Annotated in this window: 19 protein-coding genes and 2 rRNA genes; 14 read left to right on the top strand and 7 right to left on the bottom strand. The window is 56.1% G+C overall.

From position 1 onward, the window contains the following. The 6 genes from PI91_RS20475 to aceK form a co-directional block, all read left to right on the top strand. Positions 1-1,102 (top strand): 23S ribosomal RNA (locus tag PI91_RS20475); the annotation flags it as partial. Between the two features lie 72 nt (positions 1,103-1,174). Beyond that, positions 1,175-1,290: ribosomal RNA gene (gene rrf / locus PI91_RS20470) — 5S ribosomal RNA — on the top strand. 181 nt (positions 1,291-1,471) lie between these two features. Beyond that, complete coding sequence (gene metA / locus PI91_RS20465) at positions 1,472-2,401, top strand: homoserine O-succinyltransferase (RefSeq protein ID WP_008503405.1); 930 nt, start codon at positions 1,472-1,474, stop codon at positions 2,399-2,401. Positions 2,402-2,671: 270 nt separating this feature from the next. After that, positions 2,672-4,273 (top strand): malate synthase A, encoded by a 1,602-nt coding sequence (aceB, locus tag PI91_RS20460; RefSeq protein ID WP_039266998.1) that lies wholly within the window; start codon positions 2,672-2,674, stop codon positions 4,271-4,273. 31 nt (positions 4,274-4,304) lie between these two features. Next, a complete protein-coding gene (gene aceA / locus PI91_RS20455; protein ID WP_008503407.1) occupies positions 4,305-5,609 on the top strand; it encodes an isocitrate lyase in 1,305 nt (434 codons plus the stop codon). 51 nt (positions 5,610-5,660) lie between these two features. Continuing rightward, positions 5,661-7,397: a bifunctional isocitrate dehydrogenase kinase/phosphatase gene (aceK, locus tag PI91_RS20450; protein ID WP_021242715.1), complete on the top strand. Its 1,737-nt coding sequence runs from the start codon at positions 5,661-5,663 to the stop codon at positions 7,395-7,397. Between the two features lie 37 nt (positions 7,398-7,434). On the opposite strand, the gene iclR is transcribed toward aceK, so the two are convergent. Continuing rightward, positions 7,435-8,265, bottom strand: a complete 831-nt coding sequence (gene iclR, locus PI91_RS20445; RefSeq protein ID WP_023293555.1) for a glyoxylate bypass operon transcriptional repressor IclR — start codon at positions 8,263-8,265, stop codon at positions 7,435-7,437. Positions 8,266-8,458: 193 nt separating this feature from the next. On the opposite strand from iclR, the gene metH reads away from it, so the two are divergent. Both metH and PI91_RS20435 read left to right on the top strand, forming a co-directional pair. Next, positions 8,459-12,142 carry a methionine synthase gene (gene metH, locus PI91_RS20440; RefSeq protein WP_039266997.1) on the top strand — a complete coding sequence of 1,228 codons (3,684 nt, stop codon included), beginning with the start codon at positions 8,459-8,461 and terminating at the stop codon, positions 12,140-12,142. A 217-nt stretch (positions 12,143-12,359) separates the two neighbouring features. After that, entirely contained in the window at positions 12,360-13,991 is a 1,632-nt protein-coding gene (locus PI91_RS20435; RefSeq protein WP_008503411.1) for a Na/Pi cotransporter family protein, read from the top strand. Here PI91_RS20435 and PI91_RS20430 read toward each other — a convergent pair. Together PI91_RS20430 and PI91_RS20425 are read right to left on the bottom strand one after the other, a co-directional pair. Beyond that, positions 13,988-14,275 carry an addiction module antidote protein gene (locus tag PI91_RS20430; RefSeq protein WP_021242718.1) on the bottom strand — a complete coding sequence of 96 codons (288 nt, stop codon included), beginning with the start codon at positions 14,273-14,275 and terminating at the stop codon, positions 13,988-13,990. The two genes, PI91_RS20435 and PI91_RS20430, sit on opposite strands and share 4 nt — an antisense overlap. Positions 14,276-14,281: 6 nt before the next feature. Continuing rightward, positions 14,282-14,584, bottom strand: a complete 303-nt coding sequence (locus PI91_RS20425; RefSeq protein WP_023293553.1) for a type II toxin-antitoxin system RelE/ParE family toxin — start codon at positions 14,582-14,584, stop codon at positions 14,282-14,284. A gap of 197 nt (positions 14,585-14,781) precedes the next feature. Between PI91_RS20425 and rluF the strand changes: the two genes are divergently transcribed. Next, on the top strand, positions 14,782-15,654 hold the full coding sequence (gene rluF / locus PI91_RS20420; RefSeq protein WP_008503414.1) for a 23S rRNA pseudouridine(2604) synthase RluF: 873 nt from the start codon (positions 14,782-14,784) through the stop codon (positions 15,652-15,654). On the opposite strand, the gene PI91_RS20415 is transcribed toward rluF, so the two are convergent. The 3 genes from PI91_RS20415 to rtcR form a co-directional block, all read right to left on the bottom strand. Next, positions 15,655-15,927: a DUF3811 domain-containing protein gene (locus PI91_RS20415; protein ID WP_014830263.1), complete on the bottom strand. Its 273-nt coding sequence runs from the start codon at positions 15,925-15,927 to the stop codon at positions 15,655-15,657. Between the two features lie 50 nt (positions 15,928-15,977). After that, entirely contained in the window at positions 15,978-16,922 is a 945-nt protein-coding gene (panS, locus tag PI91_RS20410) for a ketopantoate/pantoate/pantothenate transporter PanS (RefSeq protein WP_039266996.1), read from the bottom strand. Between the two features lie 105 nt (positions 16,923-17,027). Further along, the gene (gene rtcR, locus PI91_RS20405) at positions 17,028-18,602 is read right to left on the bottom strand and encodes an RNA repair transcriptional activator RtcR (RefSeq protein ID WP_039266995.1); all 1,575 of its coding nucleotides are present in this window, start codon (positions 18,600-18,602) and stop codon (positions 17,028-17,030) included. A gap of 441 nt (positions 18,603-19,043) precedes the next feature. Here rtcR and PI91_RS20400 point away from each other — a divergent pair, with 441 nt between their 5' ends. Genes PI91_RS20400 through PI91_RS20390 form a run of 3 tightly spaced genes read left to right on the top strand, consistent with a single transcriptional unit; the run spans position 19,044 to position 22,195 of the window. Beyond that, positions 19,044-20,171: a slipin family protein gene (locus tag PI91_RS20400; protein WP_023618733.1), complete on the top strand. Its 1,128-nt coding sequence runs from the start codon at positions 19,044-19,046 to the stop codon at positions 20,169-20,171. A gap of 4 nt (positions 20,172-20,175) precedes the next feature. Continuing rightward, a complete protein-coding gene (locus tag PI91_RS20395; RefSeq protein WP_039266994.1) occupies positions 20,176-21,402 on the top strand; it encodes an RtcB family protein in 1,227 nt (408 codons plus the stop codon). A gap of 4 nt (positions 21,403-21,406) precedes the next feature. Beyond that, complete coding sequence (locus PI91_RS20390) at positions 21,407-22,195, top strand: nucleotidyltransferase domain-containing protein (RefSeq protein ID WP_039266993.1); 789 nt, start codon at positions 21,407-21,409, stop codon at positions 22,193-22,195. 41 nt (positions 22,196-22,236) lie between these two features. Here the strand turns inward: PI91_RS20390 and lysC are convergent, their stop codons facing one another. Beyond that, complete coding sequence (lysC, locus tag PI91_RS20385; RefSeq protein ID WP_008503421.1) at positions 22,237-23,586, bottom strand: lysine-sensitive aspartokinase 3; 1,350 nt, start codon at positions 23,584-23,586, stop codon at positions 22,237-22,239. Between the two features lie 374 nt (positions 23,587-23,960). On the opposite strand from lysC, the gene pgi reads away from it, so the two are divergent. Together pgi and yjbE are read left to right on the top strand one after the other, a co-directional pair. After that, positions 23,961-25,610: a glucose-6-phosphate isomerase gene (pgi, locus tag PI91_RS20380; RefSeq protein ID WP_039266992.1), complete on the top strand. Its 1,650-nt coding sequence runs from the start codon at positions 23,961-23,963 to the stop codon at positions 25,608-25,610. Between the two features lie 367 nt (positions 25,611-25,977). Beyond that, a complete protein-coding gene (gene yjbE, locus PI91_RS20375) occupies positions 25,978-26,220 on the top strand; it encodes an exopolysaccharide production protein YjbE (protein WP_008503423.1) in 243 nt (80 codons plus the stop codon). Positions 26,221-26,259: the final 39 nt, after the last annotated feature.

Below are 26,259 nucleotides of genomic sequence, written 5' to 3'. Positions count from 1 at the left end.
AACACGAAAGTGGACGTATACGGTGTGACGCCTGCCGGTGCCGGAAGGTTAATTGATGGGGTTAGCGGCAACGCGAAGCTCTTGATCGAAGCCCCGGTAAACGGCGGCCGTAACTATAACGGTCCTAAGGTAGCGAAATTCTTGTCGGGTAAGTTCCGACTGCACGAATGGCGTAATGATGGCCAGGCTGTCTCCACCCGAGACTCAGTGAAATTGAACTCGCTGTGAAGATGCAGTGTACCCGCGGCAAGACGGAAAGACCCCGTGAACCTTTACTATAGCTTGACACTGAACACTGGTCCTTGATGTGTAGGATAGGTGGGAGGCTTTGAAGTGTGGACGCCAGTCTGCATGGAGCCGTCCTTGAAATACCACCCTTTAATGGCTGGTGTTCTAACGTAGACCCGTGATCCGGGTTGCGGACAGTGTCTGGTGGGTAGTTTGACTGGGGCGGTCTCCTCCCAAAGAGTAACGGAGGAGCACGAAGGTTAGCTAATCCTGGTCGGACATCAGGAGGTTAGTGCAATGGCATAAGCTAGCTTGACTGCGAGAGTGACGGCTCGAGCAGGTGCGAAAGCAGGTCATAGTGATCCGGTGGTTCTGAATGGAAGGGCCATCGCTCAACGGATAAAAGGTACTCCGGGGATAACAGGCTGATACCGCCCAAGAGTTCATATCGACGGCGGTGTTTGGCACCTCGATGTCGGCTCATCACATCCTGGGGCTGAAGTAGGTCCCAAGGGTATGGCTGTTCGCCATTTAAAGTGGTACGCGAGCTGGGTTTAGAACGTCGTGAGACAGTTCGGTCCCTATCTGCCGTGGGCGCTGGAGAATTGAGGGGGGCTGCTCCTAGTACGAGAGGACCGGAGTGGACGCATCACTGGTGTTCGGGTTGTCATGCCAATGGCACTGCCCGGTAGCTAAATGCGGAAAAGATAAGTGCTGAAAGCATCTAAGCACGAAACTTGCCCCGAGATGAGTTCTCCCTGAGACTTTAAGTCTCCTGAAGGAACGTTGAAGACGACGACGTTGATAGGTCGGGTGTGTAAGCGCAGCGATGCGTTGAGCTAACCGATACTAATGAACCGTGAGGCTTAACCTTACAACGCCGAAGATGTTTTGGCGAAGAGACAGATAATCAAATTTCAGCTTTGATACAGATTAACAGAATTTGCCTGGCGGCTTTAGCGCGGTGGTCCCACCTGACCCCATGCCGAACTCAGAAGTGAAACGCCGTAGCGCCGATGGTAGTGTGGGGTCTCCCCATGTGAGAGTAGGGAACTGCCAGGCATCAATTAGAAGAACCCCGTACCGGAAGGTGCGGGGTTTTTTGCTTTTGTTTTTCTTCCTCTCCCTCTCCCTGAAACTTTCTCACCTTCACCTTGCAGACTCGACATTCCGATCATTTCTGGGTATCGTTAGCTGTCTGGATGTCTAAACGTTTATACGTATGTTGTGAGGATATAAAGCTATGCCGATTCGGGTGCAGGACGAGCTACCAGCCGTCAATTTCTTGCGTGAAGAGAATGTCTTTGTGATGACGACTTCACGTGCGACAGGTCAGGAAATTCGCCCGCTGAAGGTGCTTATTCTCAATCTGATGCCCAAAAAGATCGAAACAGAAAACCAGTTCCTGCGTCTGCTGTCGAACTCCCCGCTGCAGGTTGATATTCAGCTGCTGCGGATCGACGCCCGTGAGTCTCGCAACACGCCTTCTGAGCACCTGAACAACTTCTACTGCAACTTTGATGACATTCAGGGTGAAAATTTTGATGGATTGATTGTGACCGGCGCCCCGCTCGGTCTGGTGGAATTTAACGATGTCGCTTACTGGCCGCAGATCAAACAGGTGCTGGAATGGGCAAAAGATCACGTCACGTCCACGCTGTTTGTCTGTTGGGCGGTACAAGCCGCACTGAATATTCTGTATGGCATCCCCAAGCAAACCCGCACTGAAAAGCTCTCCGGCGTATACGAACACCATATTCTCCATCCCCATGCGTTGCTGACGCGCGGGTTTGATGATTCTTTCCTGGCTCCGCATTCTCGCTACGCTGACTTCCCGGCCCAGCTGATTCGTGATTACACCGATCTGGAGATCCTGGCCGAAACGGAAGATGGGGACGCTTACCTGTTTGCCAGTAAAGATAAGCGCATTGCCTTTGTGACCGGACATCCTGAGTACGATCCGCACACCCTTGCGTCAGAGTATTTCCGTGATGTCGAAGCGGGTCTGAACCCGGATGTCCCGTACAACTATTTCCCGAAAGACGATCCGCAAAACAAACCGAGAGCGACCTGGCGCAGCCACGGGAATTTGCTTTTTACTAACTGGCTCAACTATTACGTCTACCAGATAACACCATACGATCTGCGTCACATGAATCCAACTCTGGAGTAATCGTCTGCACTAAACGATCCTAAAGCGTTTCAGCTATTCAAATCAGGCACCTTCGGGTGCCTTTTTTATTTCCGAAATGCCACTCACCGTTCGATCCAACTTTAATCTCAATGAAATCAATCAATTAATCATAATTAATAATTAAAATGGAAATTGTTTTTGATTTTAGAAAAAATAGAGATAGTCTTAATTCTGCTGAGCGAAAACTACCCAACGATCTTTCGTTCGCATCGGGAGCGTGATTTTGGATCTTTGATGAGGAGCAGAGTAATGACTCAACAGGCAACAACGGTCGATGAACTGGCCTTTACCCAGCCGTATGGCGAGCAAGAACAGCAAGTATTAACGGCAGAAGCGGTAGAATTTCTGACTGAACTGGTGACCCGCTTTACGCCGCAGCGCAATAAGCTGCTGGCGGCACGTATTCATCAGCAGCAGGAAATTGATAACGGCAAGTTGCCTGGTTTTATTTCGGAAACTGCTTCCATTCGTCGTGGTGAGTGGAAAATCCGCGGCATCCCTGAAGATTTACAGGATCGTCGCGTTGAGATCACCGGTCCGGTAGAACGCAAAATGGTGATCAACGCCATGAACGCCAACGTTAAAGTCTTTATGGCCGATTTTGAAGACTCGCTGGCGCCGGACTGGCGTAAGGTCATCGAGGGGCAGATCAACCTGCGCGACGCCGTGAACGGCACCATCAGCTATACCAACGAAGCCGGCAAAATTTACCAGCTCAAACCGAACCCGGCGGTGCTGATCTGTCGCGTGCGCGGCCTGCACCTGCCAGAAAAACATGTCACCTGGCGTGGAGAAGCCATTCCGGGAAGCCTGTTTGATTTTGCGCTCTATTTCTTCCACAACTACAAAGCCCTGCTGGCTAAGGGCAGCGGCCCGTATTTCTACCTGCCTAAAACGCAGGCCTGGCAGGAAGCGGCCTGGTGGAGCGAGGTCTTCAGCTATGCGGAAGATCGTTTCAACCTGCCGCGCGGCACCATCAAAGCCACGCTGCTGATTGAAACGCTGCCCGCCGTATTCCAGATGCATGAAATCCTGCATGCGCTGCGCGACCACATTGTCGGTCTGAACTGTGGACGCTGGGACTATATTTTCAGCTACATCAAAACCCTGAAAAATTATCCCGATCGCGTGCTCCCCGATCGTCAGGTTGTCACCATGGACAAACCGTTCCTGAGCGCCTATTCGCGTCTGCTGATCAAAACCTGCCACAAGCGCGGCGCCTTTGCGATGGGCGGCATGGCGGCTTTTATCCCGAGCAAAGACGCAGAGCGCAACAATCAGGTGCTCAACAAGGTGAAAGCCGACAAAGAGCTTGAAGCACGTAACGGCCACGACGGGACGTGGATCGCCCATCCGGGTTTGGCCGATACGGCGATGGAGGTCTTTAACCGCGTGCTCGGCGACAACAAAAACCAGCTGTTTGTCACCCGTGAAGATGATGCACCAATCGCAGAAGAACAGCTGCTGGCGCCGTGCGCGGGCGAACGGACGGAAGAGGGGATGCGGGCCAACATTCGCGTCGCGGTGCAGTACATCGAAGCGTGGATCTCCGGCAACGGCTGCGTGCCGATCTACGGCCTGATGGAAGATGCTGCGACGGCGGAGATCTCACGTACCTCTATCTGGCAGTGGATCCACCATCAAAAAACGCTTAGCAACGGCAAACCGGTGACCAAGACCCTGTTCCGCCAGATGCTGGCCGAAGAGATGCGGGTGATCCAGGACGAACTGGGCGAACACCGCTTCAGCAGCGGACGCTTTGACGACGCTGCGCGCCTGATGGAGCAAATCACCACATCAGATGAATTAATCGACTTCCTGACCCTGCCGGGCTACCGCTTCCTGGCGTAACTCACCACATAACAATATGGAGCATCTGCACATGAAAACCCGTACCCAACAAATCGAAGAATTAAAGAAAGAGTGGACACAACCTCGCTGGGAAGGCATCCGCCGCCCGTACAGCGCGGAAGACGTGGTGAAATTACGCGGCTCGGTCAATCCGGAATGCACGCTGGCGCAAAATGGCGCGGCGAAAATGTGGAAGCTGCTGCACGGTGGCTCTAAAAAGGGCTACATCAACAGCCTCGGTGCGCTGACCGGCGGTCAGGCGCTGCAGCAGGCGAAGGCCGGTATTGAGGCTATCTACCTCTCCGGCTGGCAGGTCGCGGCGGACGCCAACCTGGCCTCCAGCATGTACCCGGATCAGTCGCTCTATCCGGCTAACTCCGTGCCGTCGGTCGTGGATCGGATCAACAACACCTTCCGTCGTGCAGATCAGATCCAGTGGGCGGCGGGCATCGAACCTAACGATCCGCGCTTTATTGACTATTTCCTGCCGATCGTTGCAGATGCGGAAGCGGGCTTCGGCGGCGTGCTGAACGCCTTCGAGCTGATGAAATCGATGATTGAGGCCGGTGCAGCGGCCGTTCACTTCGAAGATCAGCTGGCGTCAGTGAAGAAGTGCGGACACATGGGCGGTAAGGTGCTCGTTCCGACTCAGGAAGCCGTGCAGAAGCTGGTTGCCGCGCGTCTGGCTGCTGACGTGCTCGGCGTGCCAACGCTGGTCATTGCCCGTACCGATGCGGACGCGGCTGACCTGATCACCTCTGACTGCGATCCGTACGACAGCGAGTTCATCACCGGCGAGCGCACCAGCGAAGGGTTCTATCGCACCCATGCGGGCATTGAGCAGGCGATCAGCCGCGGTCTGGCGTACGCGCCGTACGCGGACCTGGTCTGGTGTGAAACCTCTACGCCGGATCTGGCGCTGGCAAAACGCTTTGCCGACGCCATTCATGCGAAGTACCCGGGCAAACTGCTGGCCTACAACTGCTCGCCGTCCTTCAACTGGCAGAAAAAGCTGGATGACAAAACCATCGCCAGCTTCCAGCAGCAGCTGTCCGACATGGGCTATAAATACCAGTTCATTACGCTGGCAGGCATCCACAGCATGTGGTTCAACATGTTCGACCTGGCGCACGCCTATGCGCAGGGTGAGGGCATGAAGCACTACGTTGAGAAGGTGCAGCAGCCGGAATTTGCGGCGGGGAAAGATGGTTACACCTTCGTCTCACACCAGCAGGAGGTGGGCACCGGCTACTTTGATAATGTGACCACGATTATTCAGGGCGGCACCTCCTCCGTCACCGCCTTAACGGGTTCAACGGAAGAAGCACAGTTCTAATCTTTTCCCCCTCTCCCCCCTGGGGAGAGGGTTGGTGGTGAGGGGGAATATATGTCGCGTGGCCTGGAATTACTGATTGCCCAAACTATTTTGCAGGGCTTCGATGCCCAGTATGGTCGTTTTCTGGAAGTAACCTCCGGCGCCCAGCAGCGCTTCGAACACGCAGACTGGCATGCGGTTCAGCAGGCCATGAAGCAGCGTATCCATCTTTATGACCACCACGTGGGTCTGGTGGTGGAGCAGCTGCGCTGTATTACCGACGGTAAAAGTCCGGACGCGGAATTTTTACTGCGCGTAAAAGAGCATTACACCCATCTGTTACCCGACTACCCGCGCTTCGAGATTGCGGAGAGTTTTTTCAACTCCGTCTATTGCCGGTTATTTGACCACCGCTCATTATCTCCTGAGCGGTTATTTATCTTTAGCTCCCAGCCCGAGCGGCGCTTTCGTACCATTCCGCGTCCGCTGGCGAAAGATTTCTTTCCCGAGCACGGTTGGGAAAAGCTCCTGCACCGCGTGCTGACGGATTTGCCGCTGCGTCTGCCCTGGGAGAATAAAGCCCGGGATATCGGGTATATCCACGCCCATCTCAAAGAAGCATTCGGCGCGGAGGTGCTCAGCCACAGCCATTTGCAGGTGGCCAACGAGCTTTTCTACCGCAATAAAGCCGCCTGGCTGGTGGGCAAACTGGTTACGCCGACGGCCATTGTGCCGTTTCTGCTGCCCATTCATCGTACCGACGACGGGGAACTGTTTGTTGATACCTGCCTGACTACCAGCGCCGAGGCCAGCATCGTGTTTGGCTTCGCCCGTTCCTATTTTATGGTGTACGCTCCGCTGCCCGCCGCGCTGGTGGAGTGGCTGCGCGAGATCCTGCCGGGTAAAACCACGGCCGAGCTGTATATGGCCATTGGCTGCCAGAAGCACGCTAAAACGGAAAGCTACCGGGAGTACCTGCGCTATGTCACCACGGCCGATGAGCAGTTCATCGAAGCGCCCGGCATTCGCGGCATGGTGATGCTGGTGTTTACGCTGCCGGGCTTCGACCGGGTCTTTAAGGTGATTAAGGACAGATTCGCGCCGCAGAAAGAGATGACCGCCGCGCACGTCCGCGCCTGCTACCAGCTGGTTAAGGAGCACGACCGCGTTGGGCGCATGGCGGATACCCAGGAGTTCGAAAACTTTGTGCTGGATAAGCAGCAGATCGATCCGGCGCTCATGGCGCTTTTACTGCAGGAAGCACCCGCCAAAATCACCGATCTTGGCGACAAAATCGCGATCAGCCATCTCTACATTGAACGACGCATGGTGCCGCTGAATATCTGGCTGGAGCAGTCCGACGGTCAGGCTTTAAGAGATGCGATTGAAGAATACGGCAACGCGATTCGCCAGCTTGCCGCCGCCAATATCTTCCCGGGCGATATGCTGTTCAAAAACTTCGGCGTCACCCGTCACGGTCGGGTGGTGTTCTACGATTACGACGAAATTTGCTACATGACCGAGGTGAACTTCCGCGATATCCCACCGCCCCGCTACCCGGAAGATGAGCTTTCCAGCGAGCCGTGGTACAGCGTTTCGCCGGGCGATGTGTTTCCCGAAGAGTTTCGACACTGGCTCTGCGCCGATCCGCGCATTGGGCCGCTATTCGAAGAGATGCATGCCGATCTGTTCCGCGCCAGCTACTGGCGGGGACTGCAAACGCGGATCAAAAACGGGCACGTGGAAGATGTGTACGCTTACCGCCGCAAGCAGCGGTTTTGCATCCGGTTTTCAGAGGGCATCATGTAGGCCGGGTAAGGCGAAGCCGCCACCCGGCAATGCATGCTTAACGAATCCCACCGTACGCCAGCGTGACCTCTTTCGCCGCCTTAATCACCAGCGCACCCAACTCAGTGACCCGATCGTCGGTCATACGCGAAATCGGCCCGGAAATAGAGATGGCGGCAAACGGCTCGCGGTGCTCGTCAAAAATGCAGGCTGCGATACAGCGCAGGCCGAGGGCGTGCTCCTCGTCGTCAAACGAATAGCCGCGCTTGCGGGTCAGGGCCAGGTCTTCTTTCAGATGCACCGGCGAAACCAGCGTGGCGTGGGTATAGGCATGCAGTCCTTTACGGTGCAGCAGCCCCGTCACCTGCTCCTCGGTCAGCTGCGAGAGGAACGCTTTACCCGCCCCTGAGGCATGCATCGGCAGCTTGCCGCCAATCGGCGCGGACATGCGCATCAGCTGCGTGCATTGCACCTGGTCGATGATAATCGCCTGATGGTCGCTCTGGTCGAGCACGGCCAGATTCACGGTCTCGCCCGACTCTTCCATCAATTTGCGCAGAATCGGGTGCACAATCGCCAGCAGGTTGCGGCTCTGCAGGAAGCTGCTGCCCACGATAAACGCATGCGCGCCCACCGCCCAGTGCCCCAGCTCGCCTACCTGGCGGACAAAGCCCAGCTGCTGCATGGTGGTCAGCAGGCGGTGCGTCGTGGAGTTCGGCAGGCCAGCCTGCTGGGCCAGCTCCGTCAGGGCCACGCTGCTGTGCGACTCGGCTATCCACTCCAGCAGCTTCAGACCGCGCGTGAGCGATTGAACCTGTCCACCCTGTTGTGCGGCAGCGGTGGTGGCAGCAGGTTTTCTGCCGCGTTTAGCGGGAACGGTCGCGACCATGACGATCTCCTTTTTCTGTATCGTGGAAATCATTTTCGTTTTATTTGGTGAATTTGCAACCGTTATCCTGACTGATCGGAGGAGTGATAGTGAACATGTCTCATGTTACCGCTGAGCGACTTTTCCACCCTGCGAGATTGTGCCAGTATGGAACGCAGCCTTTTGGCCTTGTTGAGCGTTGTCGGGAGCAAGTGTGAGCAGCAAAGTAGAGCAACTGCGTGCGCAGTTAAATGAACGAATTCTGGTGCTGGACGGCGGCATGGGCACCATGATCCAGGGCTATCGTCTGAGCGAAGGCGATTTCCGCGGCGAACGCTTCGCTGACTGGCCCTGCGACCTGAAAGGGAACAACGACCTGCTGGTGCTCAGCAAGCCGTCCGTGATCAAGGATATTCACAACGCTTACTTCGAAGCGGGTGCGGATATCGTTGAAACCAACACCTTTAACTCGACAACCATCGCCATGGCGGATTACCAGATGGAATCCCTGTCGGCGGAGATCAACTTTGAAGCCGCAAAGCTTGCGCGCGCCTGCGCCGACGAGTGGACGGCCCGCACGCCGGACAAGCCGCGCTACGTTGCCGGGGTGCTTGGCCCAACCAACCGCACCGCGTCGATTTCACCGGACGTCAACGACCCGGCGTTTCGTAATATCACCTTTGACCAGCTGGTTGTTGCCTACCGTGAATCGACCAGAGCGCTGGTGGAAGGCGGTTCCGATCTGATCCTGATTGAAACGGTATTCGACACTCTCAACGCCAAGGCCGCGATTTACGCGGTGAAAGAGGAGTTCGAGGCGCTGGGCGTTGACCTGCCGATCATGATTTCCGGCACCATCACCGATGCCTCCGGCCGTACCCTGTCCGGCCAGACCACCGAAGCGTTTTATAACTCCCTGCGCCACGCCGACGCGCTCTCCTTCGGCCTGAACTGCGCGCTGGGCCCGGACGAGCTGCGCCAGTACGTGCAGGAGCTGTCGCGCATTGCGGAATGCTACGTTACCGCGCACCCGAACGCCGGTCTGCCGAACGCCTTCGGTGAATACGATCTGGATGCCGACACCATGGCGGCACAAATCCGCGAGTGGGCCGAGTCTGGATTTCTGAACATCGTCGGCGGCTGCTGCGGCACCACGCCGGAGCACATCGCCGCCATGAGCAACGCCGTGGCCGGACTGCCGCCGCGCAAGCTGCCCGAGCTGCCGGTTGCCTGTCGCCTCTCCGGCCTTGAGCCGTTAACCATCGGCGAAGACAGCCTGTTTGTGAACGTGGGTGAGCGTACAAACGTCACCGGCTCCGCGAAGTTCAAGCGTCTGATCAAAGAAGAGAAGTACAGCGAAGCGCTGGACGTTGCCCGCCAGCAGGTGGAGAGCGGCGCGCAGATTATCGATATCAACATGGATGAGGGGATGCTCGACGCCGAAGCGGCGATGGTGCGTTTCCTCAACCTGATCGCCGGTGAGCCGGACATCGCCCGCGTGCCGATCATGATCGACTCCTCCAAATGGGAGGTGATCGAGAAGGGGCTGAAGTGCATTCAGGGTAAAGGCATCGTCAACTCCATCTCGATGAAAGAGGGCGTGGATGTCTTCATCCACCACGCGAAGCAGGTCCGCCGCTACGGTGCTGCGGTGGTGGTGATGGCTTTTGATGAAGTGGGCCAGGCCGACACTCGCGCGCGTAAAATTGAGATTTGCCGCCGCGCGTACAAAATACTGACCGAAGAGGTAGGCTTCCCGCCGGAAGACATCATCTTTGACCCGAACATCTTCGCCGTGGCGACCGGCATCGAAGAGCACAACAACTACGCCCAGGACTTTATCGGCGCGTGCGAGGACATCAAGCGCGAACTGCCGCATGCCCTCATCTCTGGCGGCGTGTCGAACGTCTCGTTCTCGTTCCGCGGTAACGACCCGGTGCGTGAAGCGATTCACGCCGTATTCCTCTACTACGCCATCCGCAACGGGATGGACATGGGGATTGTCAACGCCGGACAGCTGGCAATTTATGACGACCTGCCCGCCGAGCTGCGCGACGCGGTGGAAGACGTGATCCTCAACCGCCGCGACGACGCGACCGAGCGGCTGCTTGACCTGGCAGAAAAATACCGCGGCAGCAAGTCGGATGACGCAGCCAACGTTCAGCAGGCCGAGTGGCGCGCCTGGGACGTGAAAAAACGTCTGGAATATTCGCTGGTAAAAGGCATCACCGAGTTTATCGAGCAGGACACCGAAGAGGCGCGCCAGCAGGCAGCCCGCCCGATTGAGGTCATTGAAGGCCCGCTGATGGACGGCATGAACGTGGTCGGCGATCTGTTCGGCGAGGGCAAAATGTTCCTGCCGCAGGTGGTGAAATCCGCGCGCGTAATGAAGCAGGCCGTGGCGTACCTGGAGCCGTTTATCGAAGCCAGCAAAGAGAAAGGCTCCAGCAACGGCAAAATGGTCATCGCCACCGTGAAGGGCGACGTGCACGACATCGGCAAGAACATCGTCGGCGTGGTGCTGCAGTGCAATAACTACGAGATTATCGACCTTGGCGTGATGGTCCCGGCGGATAAAATCCTCAAGACCGCGCGCGAAGTGAATGCCGACCTGATTGGCCTCTCCGGGCTGATCACCCCGTCGCTGGACGAGATGGTTAACGTGGCGAAGGAGATGGAGCGTCAGGGCTTCACCATTCCGCTGCTGATTGGCGGCGCGACCACCTCCAAGGCGCACACGGCGGTGAAAATCGAGCAGAACTACAGCGGGCCGACGGTCTACGTGCAGAACGCCTCGCGCACGGTGGGCGTGGTCTCCGCGCTGCTCTCTGACACCCAGCGCGACGAGTTTGTTGAGCGCACCCGCAAAGAGTACGAAACCGTTCGCATCCAGCACGGGCGCAAGAAACCGCGCACCCCGCCAGTTTCACTCCAGGCGGCGCGCGATAACGATCTGGCGTTTGACTGGTCGAGCTATACGCCGCCGGTCGCGCATCGCCTGGGCGTTCAGGAGGTCAGTGCCAGCATCGAAACGCTGCGTAACTACATCGACTGGACGCCGTTCTTTATGACCTGGTCGCTCGCGGGCAAATATCCGCGCATTCTGGAAGATGAGGTGGTGGGCGAGGAGGCGAAACGCCTGTTTAACGATGCCAACGACATGCTCGACAGGCTGAGCGCGGAGAAAACCCTCAACCCACGCGGCGTGGTGGGGCTGTTCCCGGCCAACCGCGTGGGTGACGACATCGAAATTTACCGCGATGAAACCCGCACTCACGTGCTGGCAGTCAGCCGCCATCTGCGCCAGCAAACCGAGAAAGTGGGCTTTGCCAACTACTGCCTGGCCGATTTTGTCGCGCCGAAGCTGAGCGGTAAAGCCGACTATATTGGCGCCTTTGCGGTAACCGGCGGTCTGGAAGAAGATGCGCTGGCGGACGCGTTCGAAGCGCAGCACGATGATTACAATAAAATCATGGTGAAAGCGATCGCCGACCGCCTGGCGGAAGCCTTCGCCGAGTACCTGCACGAGCGCGTGCGTAAGGTGCACTGGGGCTACGCGGCGAACGAAAACCTCAGCAACGAGGAGTTGATCCGCGAAAACTACCAGGGGATTCGTCCGGCGCCGGGCTACTCGGCCTGTCCGGAACACACCGAAAAGGGCACGATCTGGCAACTGCTGGACGTCGAAGCCCATACCGGGATGAAGCTCACCGAGTCGTACGCCATGTGGCCGGGCGCATCCGTCTCCGGCTGGTACTTCAGCCACCCGGACAGCAAGTACTTCGCCGTGGCGCAGCTTCAGCGCGATCAGATTGAAGATTACGCCCTGCGCAAAGGCATGAGCGTGTCAGAAGTAGAGCGCTGGCTGGCACCGAATTTAGGCTACGACGCAGACTAACGTCACTTTTCCTTACAACAAACAGGGCACCTCATGGGTGCCTTGTCTCTTTCTTACGCTTAACCCCTTATACTGAAATAAGGTTCTATCCCTGGCACCCGGTGGCGGTGCGCTTACCGGGCCTGTGCGTAGGTCGGATAAGGCGTCGCCGTCATCCGACATGGCAACGCGCAGGGAACCTCAGGAAAACCGATAAAGATAAGGAGGAAAACCATCCGTGCTGACCCTGTTACATCTGCTCTCTGCAGTCGCACTGCTCGTATGGGGCACCCATATCGTCCGTACCGGCGTGATGCGCGTATTTGGCGCCCGTTTACGTACCGTTCTCAGCAGCAGCGTTGAGAAGAAGCCGCTCGCCTTCTGCGCAGGCATTGGCGTAACGGCACTCGTTCAGAGCAGCAACGCCACAACCCTGCTTGTCACCTCCTTTGTGGCGCAGGATCTGGTGGCGCTGGCCCCGGCGCTGGTGATTGTGCTGGGGGCTGATGTGGGTACCGCGCTGATGGCGCGTATCCTGACCTTCGATCTCTCCTGGCTGTCGCCGCTGCTGATTTTTGTCGGCGTTATCTTCTTCCTCGGCCGCAAACAGACGCGGGCCGGGCAGCTTGGTCGCGTGGGGATTGGCCTGGGGCTGATTCTGCTGGCGCTGGAGCTGATTGTGCAGGCGGTCACCCCGATTACCGAGGCCAACGGCGTGCAGGTCATCTTCGCCTCCCTGACCGGGGACATCATGCTGGACGCGCTGATTGGCGCGGTGTTTGCCATCGTCAGCTACTCCAGCCTGGCCGCCGTGCTGCTGACGGCCACGCTCACCGCCGCCGGGGCGATCTCCTTCCCGGTGGCGCTGTGCCTGGTGATCGGTGCCAACCTCGGCTCTGGCCTGCTGGCGATGCTCAATAACAGCGCCGCCAACGCCGCCGCCCGCCGCGTGGCGCTCGGCAGCCTGCTGTTTAAGCTGGTGGGCAGCCTGATTATTCTGCCCTTTATTCATCCGCTGGCGAACCTGATGGATAACCTCCCGCTGCCGAAGGCGGAGCTGGTGATCTACTTCCACGTGTTCTACAACCTGGTGCGCTGTCTGGCGATGGTCCCTTTTGCCGGGTCGATGGCCCGCTTCTGCGAGCGACTCATTCAGGACGAACCGGAGCTGGACGCCCGCCTGAAGCCAAAGCATCTGGATACCTCCGCGCTGGACACCCCGGCGCTGGCGCTGGCGAATGCCGCGCGCGAGACGCTCCGCATGGGCGACGCCATGGAAACCATGCTCGAAGGGCTGCAAAAGGTGATGCACGGCGAGCCGCGAGAGGAGAAAGAGCTGCGCAGACTGGCGGACGATATCAACGTGCTCTATACCGCCATTAAGCTTTACCTGGCCCGCATGCCGCAGGACGAGCTGGCGGAGGAGGAGTCCCGCCGCTGGGCGGAAATCATTGAGATGTCGCTCAACCTTGAGCAGGCCTCCGATATCGTTGAGCGCATGGGCAGCGAGATTGCCGATAAGTCGCTGGCCGCCCGCCGGGCGTTCTCCGTTGAAGGCTTAAAAGAGCTTGAAGCGCTGCACGAACAGCTGGTCAGCAACCTCAAGCTGGCGATGCTGGTCTTCTTCTCCAGCGACGTGCCGAGCGCGCGCCGCCTGCGCCGCAACAAGCATCGCTTCCGCATTCTTAACCGCCGCTACTCGCACGCCCACGTTGAGCGCCTGCATCAGCAGAACGTGCAGAGTATCGAGACCAGCTCACTCCACCTGGGGCTGCTGGGTGATATGAAGCGCCTCAACTCGTTGTTCTGTGCGGTGGCCTACAGCGTGATGGAACAGCCGGATGAAGATGACCAGCGGGATGAGTATTAATCCCCGGCGTGTTTGAGCGTTAGCCCAAAACCCAATGCTTTCATGACCGCGAGCGTGGTTTTGAGCGTTGGGTTTCCTTTATCACTGAATGACCGATAAAGCTGCTCACGTGATAAACCGGTTTGCTGTGAAATGTTCGACATGCCTTTGGCTCGCGCGACAACACCAAGGGCTTTAGCGATATATGTCGAGTCGCCTGTTTCTAGTGCATCAGCGATAAACACGGCGATTTCCTCGTCATCCACCAACGCGTTGGCGGGATCGTAAGGTGTTAATTTATGCATGCTCATTCACTCCTGCCATTGGGATACATTGCTCAGCATTTTTGCCATCAGTATGTCTCTGGCCTGGCTGCTTTTGTCACCACCACATAACAGCACGATGATGTAATTGCCCTGGTCTTTAAAATAGATCCTGTAGCCCGGACCAAAGTGGATCCTTAGCTCACTTATACCTTCTCCCACGGGTTTAACGTCGCCCGCTAAGCCATTTGCCAACCGAAAGAGGCGGGAAGCGATAATGGTCTTCGCTCGTCGATCTTTTAAGTTTTGCTCCCAGCGTCGGAAGGATTCTGTCTGAACAATCTCCTTCATATTACTCCCTGTGATTTATAAACTACAAACACTTCTCCATGGAGAGTAAAACTAAAAGGCTTGAACACATGGGTAAATGACAGGATGCAAAATCCTGAAAGCGTCTCGCAAACTAAAAAACCCGTCTCAGTTACCGTCGGCTAATCTTTTTTTCCAGTCCATACCTAAGGTATATTTCGCCCTTCACAGGAGAAACTATGCTGCCAACTCAATCAACCCGATTAAACAAATACATTAGCGAGAGCGGGATCTGCTCACGTCGCGAGGCGGACCGTTACATTGAACAAGGTAATGTGTTCCTCAACGGCAAGCGCGCCACGATTGGTGACCAGGTGATGCCTGGCGACGTGGTTAAAGTGAATGGTCAGCTCATCGAACCGCGTGATGCTGAAGACCTGGTGTTTATCGCGTTGAACAAACCGGTTGGGATTGTCAGCACCACGGAAGACGGTGAGCGGGACAACATCGTTGATTTCGTGAACCACAGCAGCCGTATCTTCCCGATTGGCCGTCTGGATAAAGACTCTCAGGGGCTGATTTTCCTCACCAACCACGGCGATCTGGTCAACAAGATCCTGCGTGCAGGTAACGATCACGAAAAAGAGTACATTGTGACGGTGAATAAGCCGGTCACGGACGACTTTATTCGCGGCATGGGCGCCGGTGTGCCGATCCTCGGTACCGTCACGAAAAAGTGTAAGGTGAAGAAAGAAGCGCCGTTCGCGTTCCGCATTACCCTGGTGCAGGGCTTAAACCGCCAGATCCGCCGCATGTGCGAGTACTTCGGTTATGAAGTGACGAAGCTGGAGCGCACGCGCATCATGAACGTCAGCCTGTCCGGCATTCCGCTGGGCGAATGGCGCGACTTAACGGACGACGAACTGATCGAGCTGTTCAAGCTTATCGAGAACTCCTCGTCCGAAGCGAAGCCGAAGGCCAAAGCAAAACCGAAAACCCAGGCGATTAAACGTCCGGTCGTGAAGGCGCCGCAGGCGGAAGAGAAAGGACGCGGCAAACCGGGTAACGGGAAGCGATTTACCCAGCCTGGCCGTAAAAAGAAAGGGCGCTAGCTAGCGCCTTCCACGGGTAGAGGTATTGGCCGACCAGGAAAAGGTCGTTTCAGTATCCGGCTTGTAAGCCTGCTGCTTTTTCAGCTTGCGGGCTTTTTTCGCCTCGGCGTCACGCTGCGCCATCAGTTTGTCGATGTACTCTTTTTTCACCTGATTGGTTTCGGCGTTGGTCAGCGTACGGCCATGCGCGATGCGGGCGCGGTCGAGAAGCGTTTTCAGTTCGCGCTGCTCGGCTTCCGTCATGTCTTTCTGGGTCAAACGTGGTGTCGCCATTGCTGAAGCCTCCTGAGAGAGAGGCTTCAGTGTAAAGCAAGCTGAGTCAATTAACCCTGTTTCACCGCATCTTTTTTCGTTTGTTCCTCAATCGGTTTGCCGGACCAGTAGCCCGCCAGCAGCGAGCCGGAGAGGTTGTGCCAGACGGAGAACAGCGCACCCGGCAGGGCCGCCAGCGGCGAGAAGTAGATTTTGCCGAGCGCCGCCGCCAGGCCGGAGTTCTGCATCCCTACCTCGATTGCCAGCGTGCGGCAGGTCGATTCGTCGAAGCCAAACAGTTTCCCGCCCCAGTAGCCGCCCAGCAGGCCAATGGTGTTATGCAGCACCACCGCGACGATCACCACAAAGCCTACGGAAGCAATGTGCGAGGCGGAACCCGCCACCACGGCGCTGATGATCGCCAGAATACAGACCATCGAAAACGCGGGCAGGTACGGCTCAACAGCCTTCACCACGCGCGGGAACAGGTGTTGAATGACCAGTCCCAGCGCAATCGGGATTACTACAATCTGCAGAATGCTCAGCAGCATCCCCATCACGTCCACCTGAATATGCGCATCCACGTACAGGCGGGTTAACAGTGGCGTGGCAATCACGCCAACCAGCGTGGAGACGGACGAGATAGTGACGGAGAGCGCCACGTCGCCTTTCGCCAGATAGATCATGACGTTGGATGCAGTGCCGCTGGCGACGCTGCCCACCAGCACCATCCCGGCGGAGAGGTCGGGCGGCATCTTAAAGACCATCGCCAGCAGCCACGCTGCAAGCGGCATCACCAGGTAGTGGAGGAATATTCCTGCCGCGACGGGCGCAGGGCGAGACAGCACGCGTTTGAAGTCGTCGACTTTCAGATGCACACCCATACCGAACATGATCAGCATCAGCAGCGTGGCGACCCACGGACCAATACCGGTGAACGTGGTGGGCGTGTAATACGCGAGTACGGAGAGCAGCAGCGCCCATAACGGGAACAGCCGCGTAATAGCGGATAACATAATGATTTCCTTGCGATGAATGTTGCGTGTATTTGTTATAAAAAGCCGGGATCGAGCCCGGCTATAGTTATTGTTTATCGCGTAAGGAAGTAATATTCAAATGAATTATGACCGGATGCTTTCCCAGCTCAGACTAAAGCGAGCCAGATATTTGCGCAGTCGGTCGGCGTCGTTAGGATTGGCTTTTTTGAGCCGTGAAACGGCAAACAGCTCACGTCCGGCTTCAGACAACGATGCGCTGCGGCGACATACCTCCAGCACCGTTTCAAGTTGCCGCTGGTCAAAGAGGTCAATCGCCATGTCAGTTGCAGGCTGCGTCACGTCAGTTTGCCAGTCGGTCTGAAGACGTGAGATCTCCTCCAGCACCAGATCCTGAGTAATACGCCCTCGTTCCGCCAGCGTCGCCATGCGTGCGACGCTGGCGCTCAGTTCGCGAAAGTTGCCCCGCCACAGCGCTCTGCTGGAACAGGCAAAGGCCAGATAGCCTTCGCGTGCCTCTTTATCGAAGCGGATTTGCGTCTGGCTTTCGCGAGAGAAACGTTGAAGTTCGTAGTCAACATTCGGCGTGATGTCTTCTTTCCGTTGGGCAAGGCCGGGTAAGGCAAAGCTCCACATATTAATACGGGCATAGAGATCTTCACGAAAACGTCCTTCTGCCACCCACTGGCGCATATCACGGTGGGTTCCGGCGATAAGTTGAAAATCGCTGTGAACTTCTTTATCGGAGCCAAACGGGAAAAAAGTTTTCTCTTCAATGGCTTTGAGCAGCATCGCCTGTTCATCCAGGCCTAGTTCGGCAATCTCGTCGAGGAAAAGGACGCCGCCATCGGCTTCACGCAGCAGGCCGCTGCGCGCCGACAGTGCGCCGGTAAAGGCTCCTTTCACATGGCCGAACAGCGTGGACATGGCGTTATCACCGCGCAGGGTCGCGCAGTTGACGGAAACCAGTTTGCCGGAAACCTGATGGCGTGACTGCTTAAGCTGATAAATGCGGTTCGCGAGGAACGACTTGCCCGCGCCGGTGGGGCCGGTCAGCAGGATCGGGGCTGTAGAACGTAGCGCCACGCGTTCAATCTTGTCGATCAGACTGTTAAAGGTGGCGTTTCGCGTCTCAATGCCCGCTTTCAGAAATGAGATTGACTGCTGCTGCTCGCGCTGAAAACGGTTGGTAAGGGTCGTGTAGCGGCTTAAATCCAGGTCGATAATTGAGTAAGTTCCGGCTGCAGTCTCCTCAGCAGAGGCTTCTTTTCTGGCAGGGCCAGTCTGCAAAAGGCTGGCGGGAAGATAGCGGGCTTCCGTCAGCAGGAACCAGCAGATCTGCGCCACATGCGTGCCGGTGGTGATGTGGATGAAATACTCTTCGCGATCGGTATCAAACGTGTACTGGGTGGCGAAATCGAGAAACGCGGCATAAACCTCTTCGAAATCCCACGGGTCTTCAATGGTTACCGTGCTGGGACGCACCTCGGTGTGGGGGGAAACCAGCACAATATCTTCCGCCAGTTGCTGAGCCATGCCGAGATCTCGCGGTTGATGTAGCAGCTCCAGCCTGTCGACCGGGAAATCCGGCTGTTGGCACAGCCCGACGGTCGGTCGCCATTTGCGAAAGCGATTAGCCCGCTTTCCCCGTTTATCCATCACGGTGCCAAGCACCCCGATCACCACCTTCCGCTTCTTCATATTTATCCATAAAGATAATTGTCGATATAGCAGGATAAGAAATGTTGAGCCGAACGGCAATGCATGAAAAGCGTGATAAATAAAAATCATTAATTATCAATAAAATAAAAAAATAAAACGGCGATTTTTGTTTTTGGCACGCTTCTGGCAATAAAGATAACGTCACGACGTTGAGCACACTGGGGGTTAAGGCCCCGTCGGCGCACCAGGAACGGCAAGGCTGTTTTCCGGGGGCGTTCCGTCAACCAATGACAGACAGAAGGGTTCGATTCCCGATTCATTCTCCCAATGAAAACTGGTTGTAAACATCAAAGTAAAAACGGGGATTGCGCAGTCAGCAATCCCAATGAAGGTCGCCGGTAATGGCGCCGGATCGCAGGCGAAAAGGCATTCCCCTGTGATTTCGTGCCTGCACCCGCGCCTGACTTTAAGGAATATAAAATGGCTAAAAAAATCACGATAAAAAAAGGTCAGTTAGGACTGGTAGCAAAAGCTGGCGATTATTACCGGGTACTGGAGGCGGGTGAACACCGTCTGGGTTGGTTCAATACTGACGACGTGCTGGTGGTGAGCCAGGATGGCAGCGAGGTACCGGGTGCGCTGGCGGATTATCTGCGCCGCTTTCAGCCTGACTGGGTGGTACGTTACTGCCTTGCGGTAGACCTTACTGCGGATGAAATCGGGGTGTTATCGAACAACGGCGTATTGCAGGAAATTGTGCCGCCTTCGACTCGTCGTCTGTACTGGCAGCAGGATGCGGCATTGACCCTGCAAAGAATCGATACCCGCGACGTGCGGGTGCCGGTGGACGTGATGAATGCTGCTCTGCAACCGCGTCGCAATGGCGCGCTAAAGGGGCGCGACGCGATGCTGGTCGTACAGGTACCTGCCTGGCACGTCGGGGTGGTGAAAATCGACGGAGAAATTCAGGCACTGTTACCGCCGGGACTGACGGCCTACTGGAAAATTAACCATCTGGTTGAGGCAGAGGTCGTGGATACGCGCCTTCAGGTGGTGGAAGTGAGCGGGCAGGAGATCCTGACGAAGGACAAAGTTAACCTGCGCCTGAACCTGGCGGCTAACTGGCGCTACAGCGACGTGCTGCAGGCCTGCGGACAGCTTACGAAACCGCTGGAACATTTGTACCGCGAACTCCAGTTCGCACTGCGTGAGGCGGTCGGCACCCGCACGCTCGATGAGTTACTGGAAGATAAGCAGATCATTGACGAGGTGGTCAGCAAACAGGTGCAAGGCCGCCTGTCATCCTTTGGAATGGAAATTGCGTCGCTTGGGGTAAAAGATATTGTTTTACCTGGTGATATGAAAACGATTTTATCCCGTCTGGTAGAGGCCGAAAAATCGGCCCAGGCGAATGTTATACGCCGACGTGAAGAAACGGCGGCGACACGATCGCTGTTAAACACCGCAAAGGTGATGGAGAACAACCCGGTGGCGCTGCGTTTAAAAGAGCTGGAAACCCTGGAAAGGGTCGCGGAGCGTATCGACAAAATTTCAGTATTTGGTGGCCTGGACCAGGTATTACACGGCCTTGTTAACCTGAAAGGATAACGCAATGCAACAGAATGATTTTGAATTACTGACGGCGTCAAACGGCGCCCCGATCAAAATGTGGACTCACGGCGTTCCCGTGGAGCCAGAGGCACAGGCGCAGTTACTGAATACTGCAAAGATGCCGTTTATTTTCAAACACCTTGCGGTGATGCCCGACGTTCATCTCGGTAAAGGCTCAACCATTGGCAGCGTGATCCCGACCAAAGGGGCAATTATTCCTGCGGCGGTTGGCGTGGATATTGGCTGCGGGATGATTGCCGTTCGCACGTCGCTGGTGGCCGGTGATTTGCCGGATAATCTCAGCGGTTTACGTAGCGCCATTGAACAGGCAGTACCGCATGGGAGAACCAATACGCGTTCTCGACGGGATAAAGGCGCGTGGGAAACGCCACCGAAAGAAGTGGACGATCGCTGGTGGGTGCTGGCCCCACGTTTTAAACAACTCACGGATAAATACCCGCAGTTGCTGAAAACCAACAACTACCAGCATCTGGGCACGCTGGGTACCGGAAACCACTTTATTGAAATTTGCCTCGATGAGCAGCAGCGCGTCTGGGTGATGTTGCACAGCGGCTCGCGCGGCGTAGGAAACGCCATCGGTAATGTGTTTATCGCCCTGGCACAGCAGGATATGCAGCATCACCTGGGACATCTGCCGGATAAAAATCTGGCCTATTTTCAGGAGGGGAGTCGTCACTATGAGGACTACATCGAGGCGGTGGAGTGGGCGCAGGATTTTGCCCGCCACAATCGGGAAGTGATGATGTCGCGCGTGCTGGCGGCGCTCTCTGGCGAAGTGACAAAGCCCTTTATTACGCAGCAAGAGGCGGTTAACTGCCATCACAACTATGTGCAGAAAGAGCATCACTTTGGGGAAGAGGTACTGATCACGCGCAAAGGTGCGGTGTCGGCGCAGAAAGGGCAGATGGGGATTATTCCGGGCTCAATGGGCGCGAAGAGCTTCATCGTGCGTGGCCTCGGCAACGAGCAAAGCTTTTGTTCCTGCAGCCACGGCGCCGGGCGAGTGATGAGTCGAACGGCGGCAAAAAAACGCTATACCCTTAGCGACCATATTCAGGCGACCTCTCACGTAGAGTGTCGCAAAGACAATGAGGTGATCGATGAAACGCCGATGGCCTATAAAGACATTGATGCCGTGATGGCCGCGCAATCGTCGCTGGTGGAGATCGTTCACACCCTGCGTCAGGTAGTGTGTGTAAAAGGATAAAAAAATGAGCAACAACGATGTTGATAGCGCGATGCGCGCACGTGTCTGCGCGCAACTTCGCGATATAGAGCAGCGCTATAACGTGCGCGTGCTCTACGCCTGTGAATCGGGCAGCCGGGGATGGGGATTTGCCTCACCGGATAGTGATTATGATGTGCGGTTTTTGTACGTTCACCGCCCAGAATGGTATCTGCGCGTCGAATCCCAGCGGGATGTGATCGAGCTGCCGATAGATGATGAACTGGACGTTTGTGGCTGGGAATGGCGCAAGGCACTGGGCCTGCTGAAGGGGGCAAACCCGACGCTTATCGAGTGGCTGGATTCCCCTGTTGTTTATCAGGAGGATGAGACGGTAGTGGCCGAGTTGCGCGCGCTAATACCTGCGTGGTTTTCGCCATTGCGTGCCCGCTGGCATTACTACTCGATGGCCCGAAAAAACTTCCGTGGATATTTACAGGGGGAAACGGTTCGGCTGAAAAAGTACTTTTATGTTCTGCGACCTTTGCTGGCGGCGCGGTGGGTAGAAGCGGGGAAAGGCGTTCCACCGATGCGTTTTGACGAACTGCTTGCCGGGAGCGAACTGTGTGCGCCGTTACGTGCGGAAATCGATGCATTGCTGGAAATAAAACAGCGCGCAGGTGAAGCGGAATATGGTCCTAAACGGCCCTTCCTCCACGCTTTTTTGCAAAATGAGCTGGTGAGAGGAGAAGTACCGCCGGTACTACCCGACAGCAGAGAAGGAAATTTAAAAGATCTGGATTCGCTGCTGATGAGAACAGTAATGAAAAGCTAAAGAATGGCCCGGTGGTGAAAACGCCCGGGCCATTCTTGCGTTTATTCAAACAAATTCTGATGAAGTTTCTGCACCACCTGCTCAGCCTGATCGGCTGGCACCAGGAAGCAGAGGTTATAGCTGGACGCACCGTAGCAAATCATGCGGATGTTGAACGGGTCGAGCACGCCAAACACCTCTTTGCCCACGCCGCAGGCGCGGGACAGCTTGTTGCCGATGATAGCAACCAGCGCCAGGTCTTCTTCGACTTCCACGCGGCACAGCTCGGACAGCTCAATCAGCAGCGACTGCGTCAGCAGGGTATCGCCGGTTGATGTGGAGCCGGTGGTGTCCAGCGTCAGCGCAATGCTCACTTCAGAGGTGGTGATCAGATCCACGGAGATATTGTGGCGTGCCAGAATGCCAAACACTTCCGCCAGGAAACCGCGGGAGTGCAGCATATTGTGGCTGTGGAGCGTCACCAGCGTCTGGCGACGGCGCAGGGCCAGGGCGCGGAACAGCGGCGGGTTTTCCGTTTTCTTGCAGACCAGCGTGCCGCCCGCTTTTGGATCTTTACTCGAGCCGACGAAGACCGGGATATCGCTGCGTACGGCAGGCAGCAGCGTGGCCGGATGCAGCACTTTCGCGCCGAAGGTGGCCATTTCCGCCGCTTCTTCAAACGCGATCACATCAATACGTTTCGCCGCGGAAACAACGCGCGGGTCGGTGGTATAAATGCCCGGAACGTCAGTCCAGATATCGACGCGCGTAGCATGCAGGGCCTCGCCCAGCAGCGCGGCGGTATAGTCGCTGCCGCCACGGCCAAGCGTGGTCGTGCGGCCTTTCGCTTCACTGCCGATAAAGCCCTGAGTGATCACGATGCCGTCTGCCAGGCGCGGGGCCAGCTGCTGATTGGTCAGCTCGGCCAGCGCTTCAACGTCCGGCTCGGCGCGGCCAAAGCGGTCGCTGGTACGCATGATTTTGCGTACGTCAAACCACTGCGCCTGAACGTTACGCTCGCGCATGATTTCCACAAACAGCAGGGTGGACATCAGCTCACCGTGGCTGACCAGCTCATCGGTCAGGGCGGTGGAGGTGGCCAGAGAGGCCGCTTCTGCCAGCGTGGTGATGTTTTCCAGCAGGCGTTCCACTTCCTCGCGGATGACGTTCGGGTTCTGCAGACGCTCAAGGATGTCGAACTGAATTTTGCGCAGTGCATCCAGCTTCACGAAACGTTCTGTCGCTTCCAGTCCTTCAGACAGAGAAACCAGCAGGTTCGTCACGCCGGCGGATGCAGACAGCACCACCAGGCGGGTATTCGGATCGGCCAGCACCACATCGGCGCTGCGGTTCATGGCATCGTAATCGGCCACACTGGTGCCGCCAAACTTGGCGACCACAAAACTCGTCATAACAACCTCGTGTCAGGGAATGAATAAGCGACCATGGCACAAGAATGAAACGAAAACAGGTGCAGGCGCAAAATACGGCCCTATAAATAAAATGTGGGGGAGGTCCTGTCAATGCTGGGATTATGCGGATTTTTTATGGGGGGGTACCCCTGAGAAACAGGACTTATAACAGGGCCAGATTTTATGCTTCGTTTTAGGGCATTTTGACCGACATTTCTCCGCTCCAGGAGGGCGCTTCAGCAGCTATACTTTTCGGGTCTTTTCACCTGTGTTTGATGCAGGCCAGGGCAATGGCATAAAAACCATCACAATTTTTATTTGCAGGCGCTACAATCGACCGCAGTCACAATTCTCAAATCAGAAGAGTATTGCTAATGAAAAACATCAACCCAACGCAGACCGCTGCCTGGCAGGCACTCCAGAAACATTTTGATGAAATGAAAGACGTCACCATCGCGGACCTGTTCGCGAAAGATGCCGATCGTTTCAGCAAGTTCTCCGCGACCTTCGACGACCTGATGCTGGTGGATTTCTCTAAAAACCGCATTACCGAAGAGACGCTGGCAAAACTGCAGGATCTGGCGAAAGAGACCGAGCTGGCGGACGCCATCAAATCCATGTTCTCCGGTGAGAAGATCAACCGCACCGAAGACCGTGCCGTGCTGCACGTAGCCCTGCGTAACCGTAGCAATACCCCAATCATCGTTGACGGCAAAGACGTCATGCCGGAAGTGAACGCGGTGCTGGAAAAGATGAAAACCTTCTCCGAAGCGATCATCTCCGGAAGCTGGAAAGGCTACACCGGCAAACCGATCACCGACGTGGTTAACATCGGTATCGGCGGTTCTGACCTCGGTCCGTTCATGGTGACCGAAGCGCTGCGCCCGTACAAAAACCACCTGAATATGCACTTTGTGTCTAACGTCGATGGTACCCACATCGCCGAAGTGCTGAAGAACGTGAACCCGGAAACCACCCTGTTCCTGGTTGCGTCGAAAACCTTCACCACTCAGGAAACCATGACCAACGCCCACAGCGCGCGCGACTGGTTCCTGAAAACCGCGGGCGACAACAAGCACGTGGCGAAACACTTCGCTGCGCTGTCCACCAACGGTAAAGCCGTCAGCGAGTTCGGTATCGACACCGCGAACATGTTCGAATTCTGGGACTGGGTCGGTGGCCGCTACTCTCTGTGGTCTGCAATCGGTCTGTCTATCATCCTGTCCGTGGGCTTCGACAACTTCGTTGAGCTGCTCTCCGGCGCGCATGCGATGGACAAACACTTCTCCACCACCGCACCAGAGAAAAACCTGCCGGTGCTGCTGGCGCTGATCGGTATCTGGTACAACAACTTCTTTGGCGCTGAAACCGAAGCGATCCTGCCGTATGACCAGTACATGCACCGCTTTGCTGCTTACTTCCAGCAGGGCAACATGGAATCCAACGGTAAATACGTGGACCGTAACGGCAACGCGGTGGATTACCAGACTGGCCCAATCATCTGGGGCGAGCCGGGCACTAACGGTCAGCACGCGTTCTATCAGCTGATTCACCAGGGCACCAAAATGGTACCGTGCGATTTCATCGCCCCGGCTATCACCCATAATCCGCTGTCCGACCACCATCCGAAGCTGCTGTCCAACTTCTTCGCCCAGACCGAAGCGCTGGCGTTCGGTAAATCCCGCGAGGTGGTTGAGCAGGAATACCGCGACCAGGGTAAAGATCCGGCAACGCTGGAGCACGTGGTGCCGTTCAAAGTGTTCGAAGGCAACCGTCCAACCAACTCCATCCTGCTGCGCGAAATCACGCCGTTCAGCCTTGGCGCGCTGATTGCCCTGTACGAGCACAAAATCTTCACGCAGGGCGCGATCCTGAACATCTTCACCTTTGACCAGTGGGGCGTTGAGCTGGGTAAACAGCTGGCAAACCGTATTCTGCCAGAGCTGGGTGACGATAACGCGATTACCAGCCATGACAGCTCGACCAATGGGTTGATCAACCGTTATAAAGCATGGCGTGCGTAATTAAAACGCCATGAAAACGTGCCGGCTTAATGCCGGCATTTTTTTATCAGATAATTCCTGATGTCTGTTAGTTAACTCAAATTCTGGTTCTGAGTTTAATCTGAAAAAGACGTTTAACCCGTTAATTGCTGCGGTTTATTTTAAGAAAATACGCAGAAGGAACTTAATATATCAATATTATAAGTTATTGTTTTATATTTATTTAATATTTTTTCTCTTTGTCTTTCATTTCGATTTTATCCATTAGTCTGAAAACCCACCCTCTATTTCCCCTTACGGCAAACCCACGGCATGAGTTGTGTATACTCGATTCCGCCTGAAATTCTTTTCGGGCAAATCTCCATTCATTCATTGAAGGGAAATTGTTATGAAGAAAGTACTGTATGGCATTTTTGCCATATCTGCGCTTGCGGCGACATCTGTTTATGCAGCTCCGGTTCAGGTCGGGGAAGCGGCAGGGTCGGCTGCGACGTCTGCGTCTGCGGGAAGTTCTACCGCAGCCAGCGCCAGCACCGTAAGTTCAGCCGTGGGTGTCGCGCTGGCGGCAACCGGTGGCGGTGATGGCTCCAACACCGGAACCACGACCACCACGACAACCAGCACCCAGTAATAGCGGGTGTTTTAATCATAACCACACTTCGGTGTGGTT

This window comes from Enterobacter sp. FB (assembly GCF_000805795.1).
In the GTDB taxonomy this organism is placed as follows: domain Bacteria; phylum Pseudomonadota; class Gammaproteobacteria; order Enterobacterales; family Enterobacteriaceae; genus Enterobacter; species Enterobacter roggenkampii.
The sequence above is the reverse complement of the archived record's forward strand: the minus strand, read 5'-3'. Positions and strand labels throughout refer to the sequence as shown.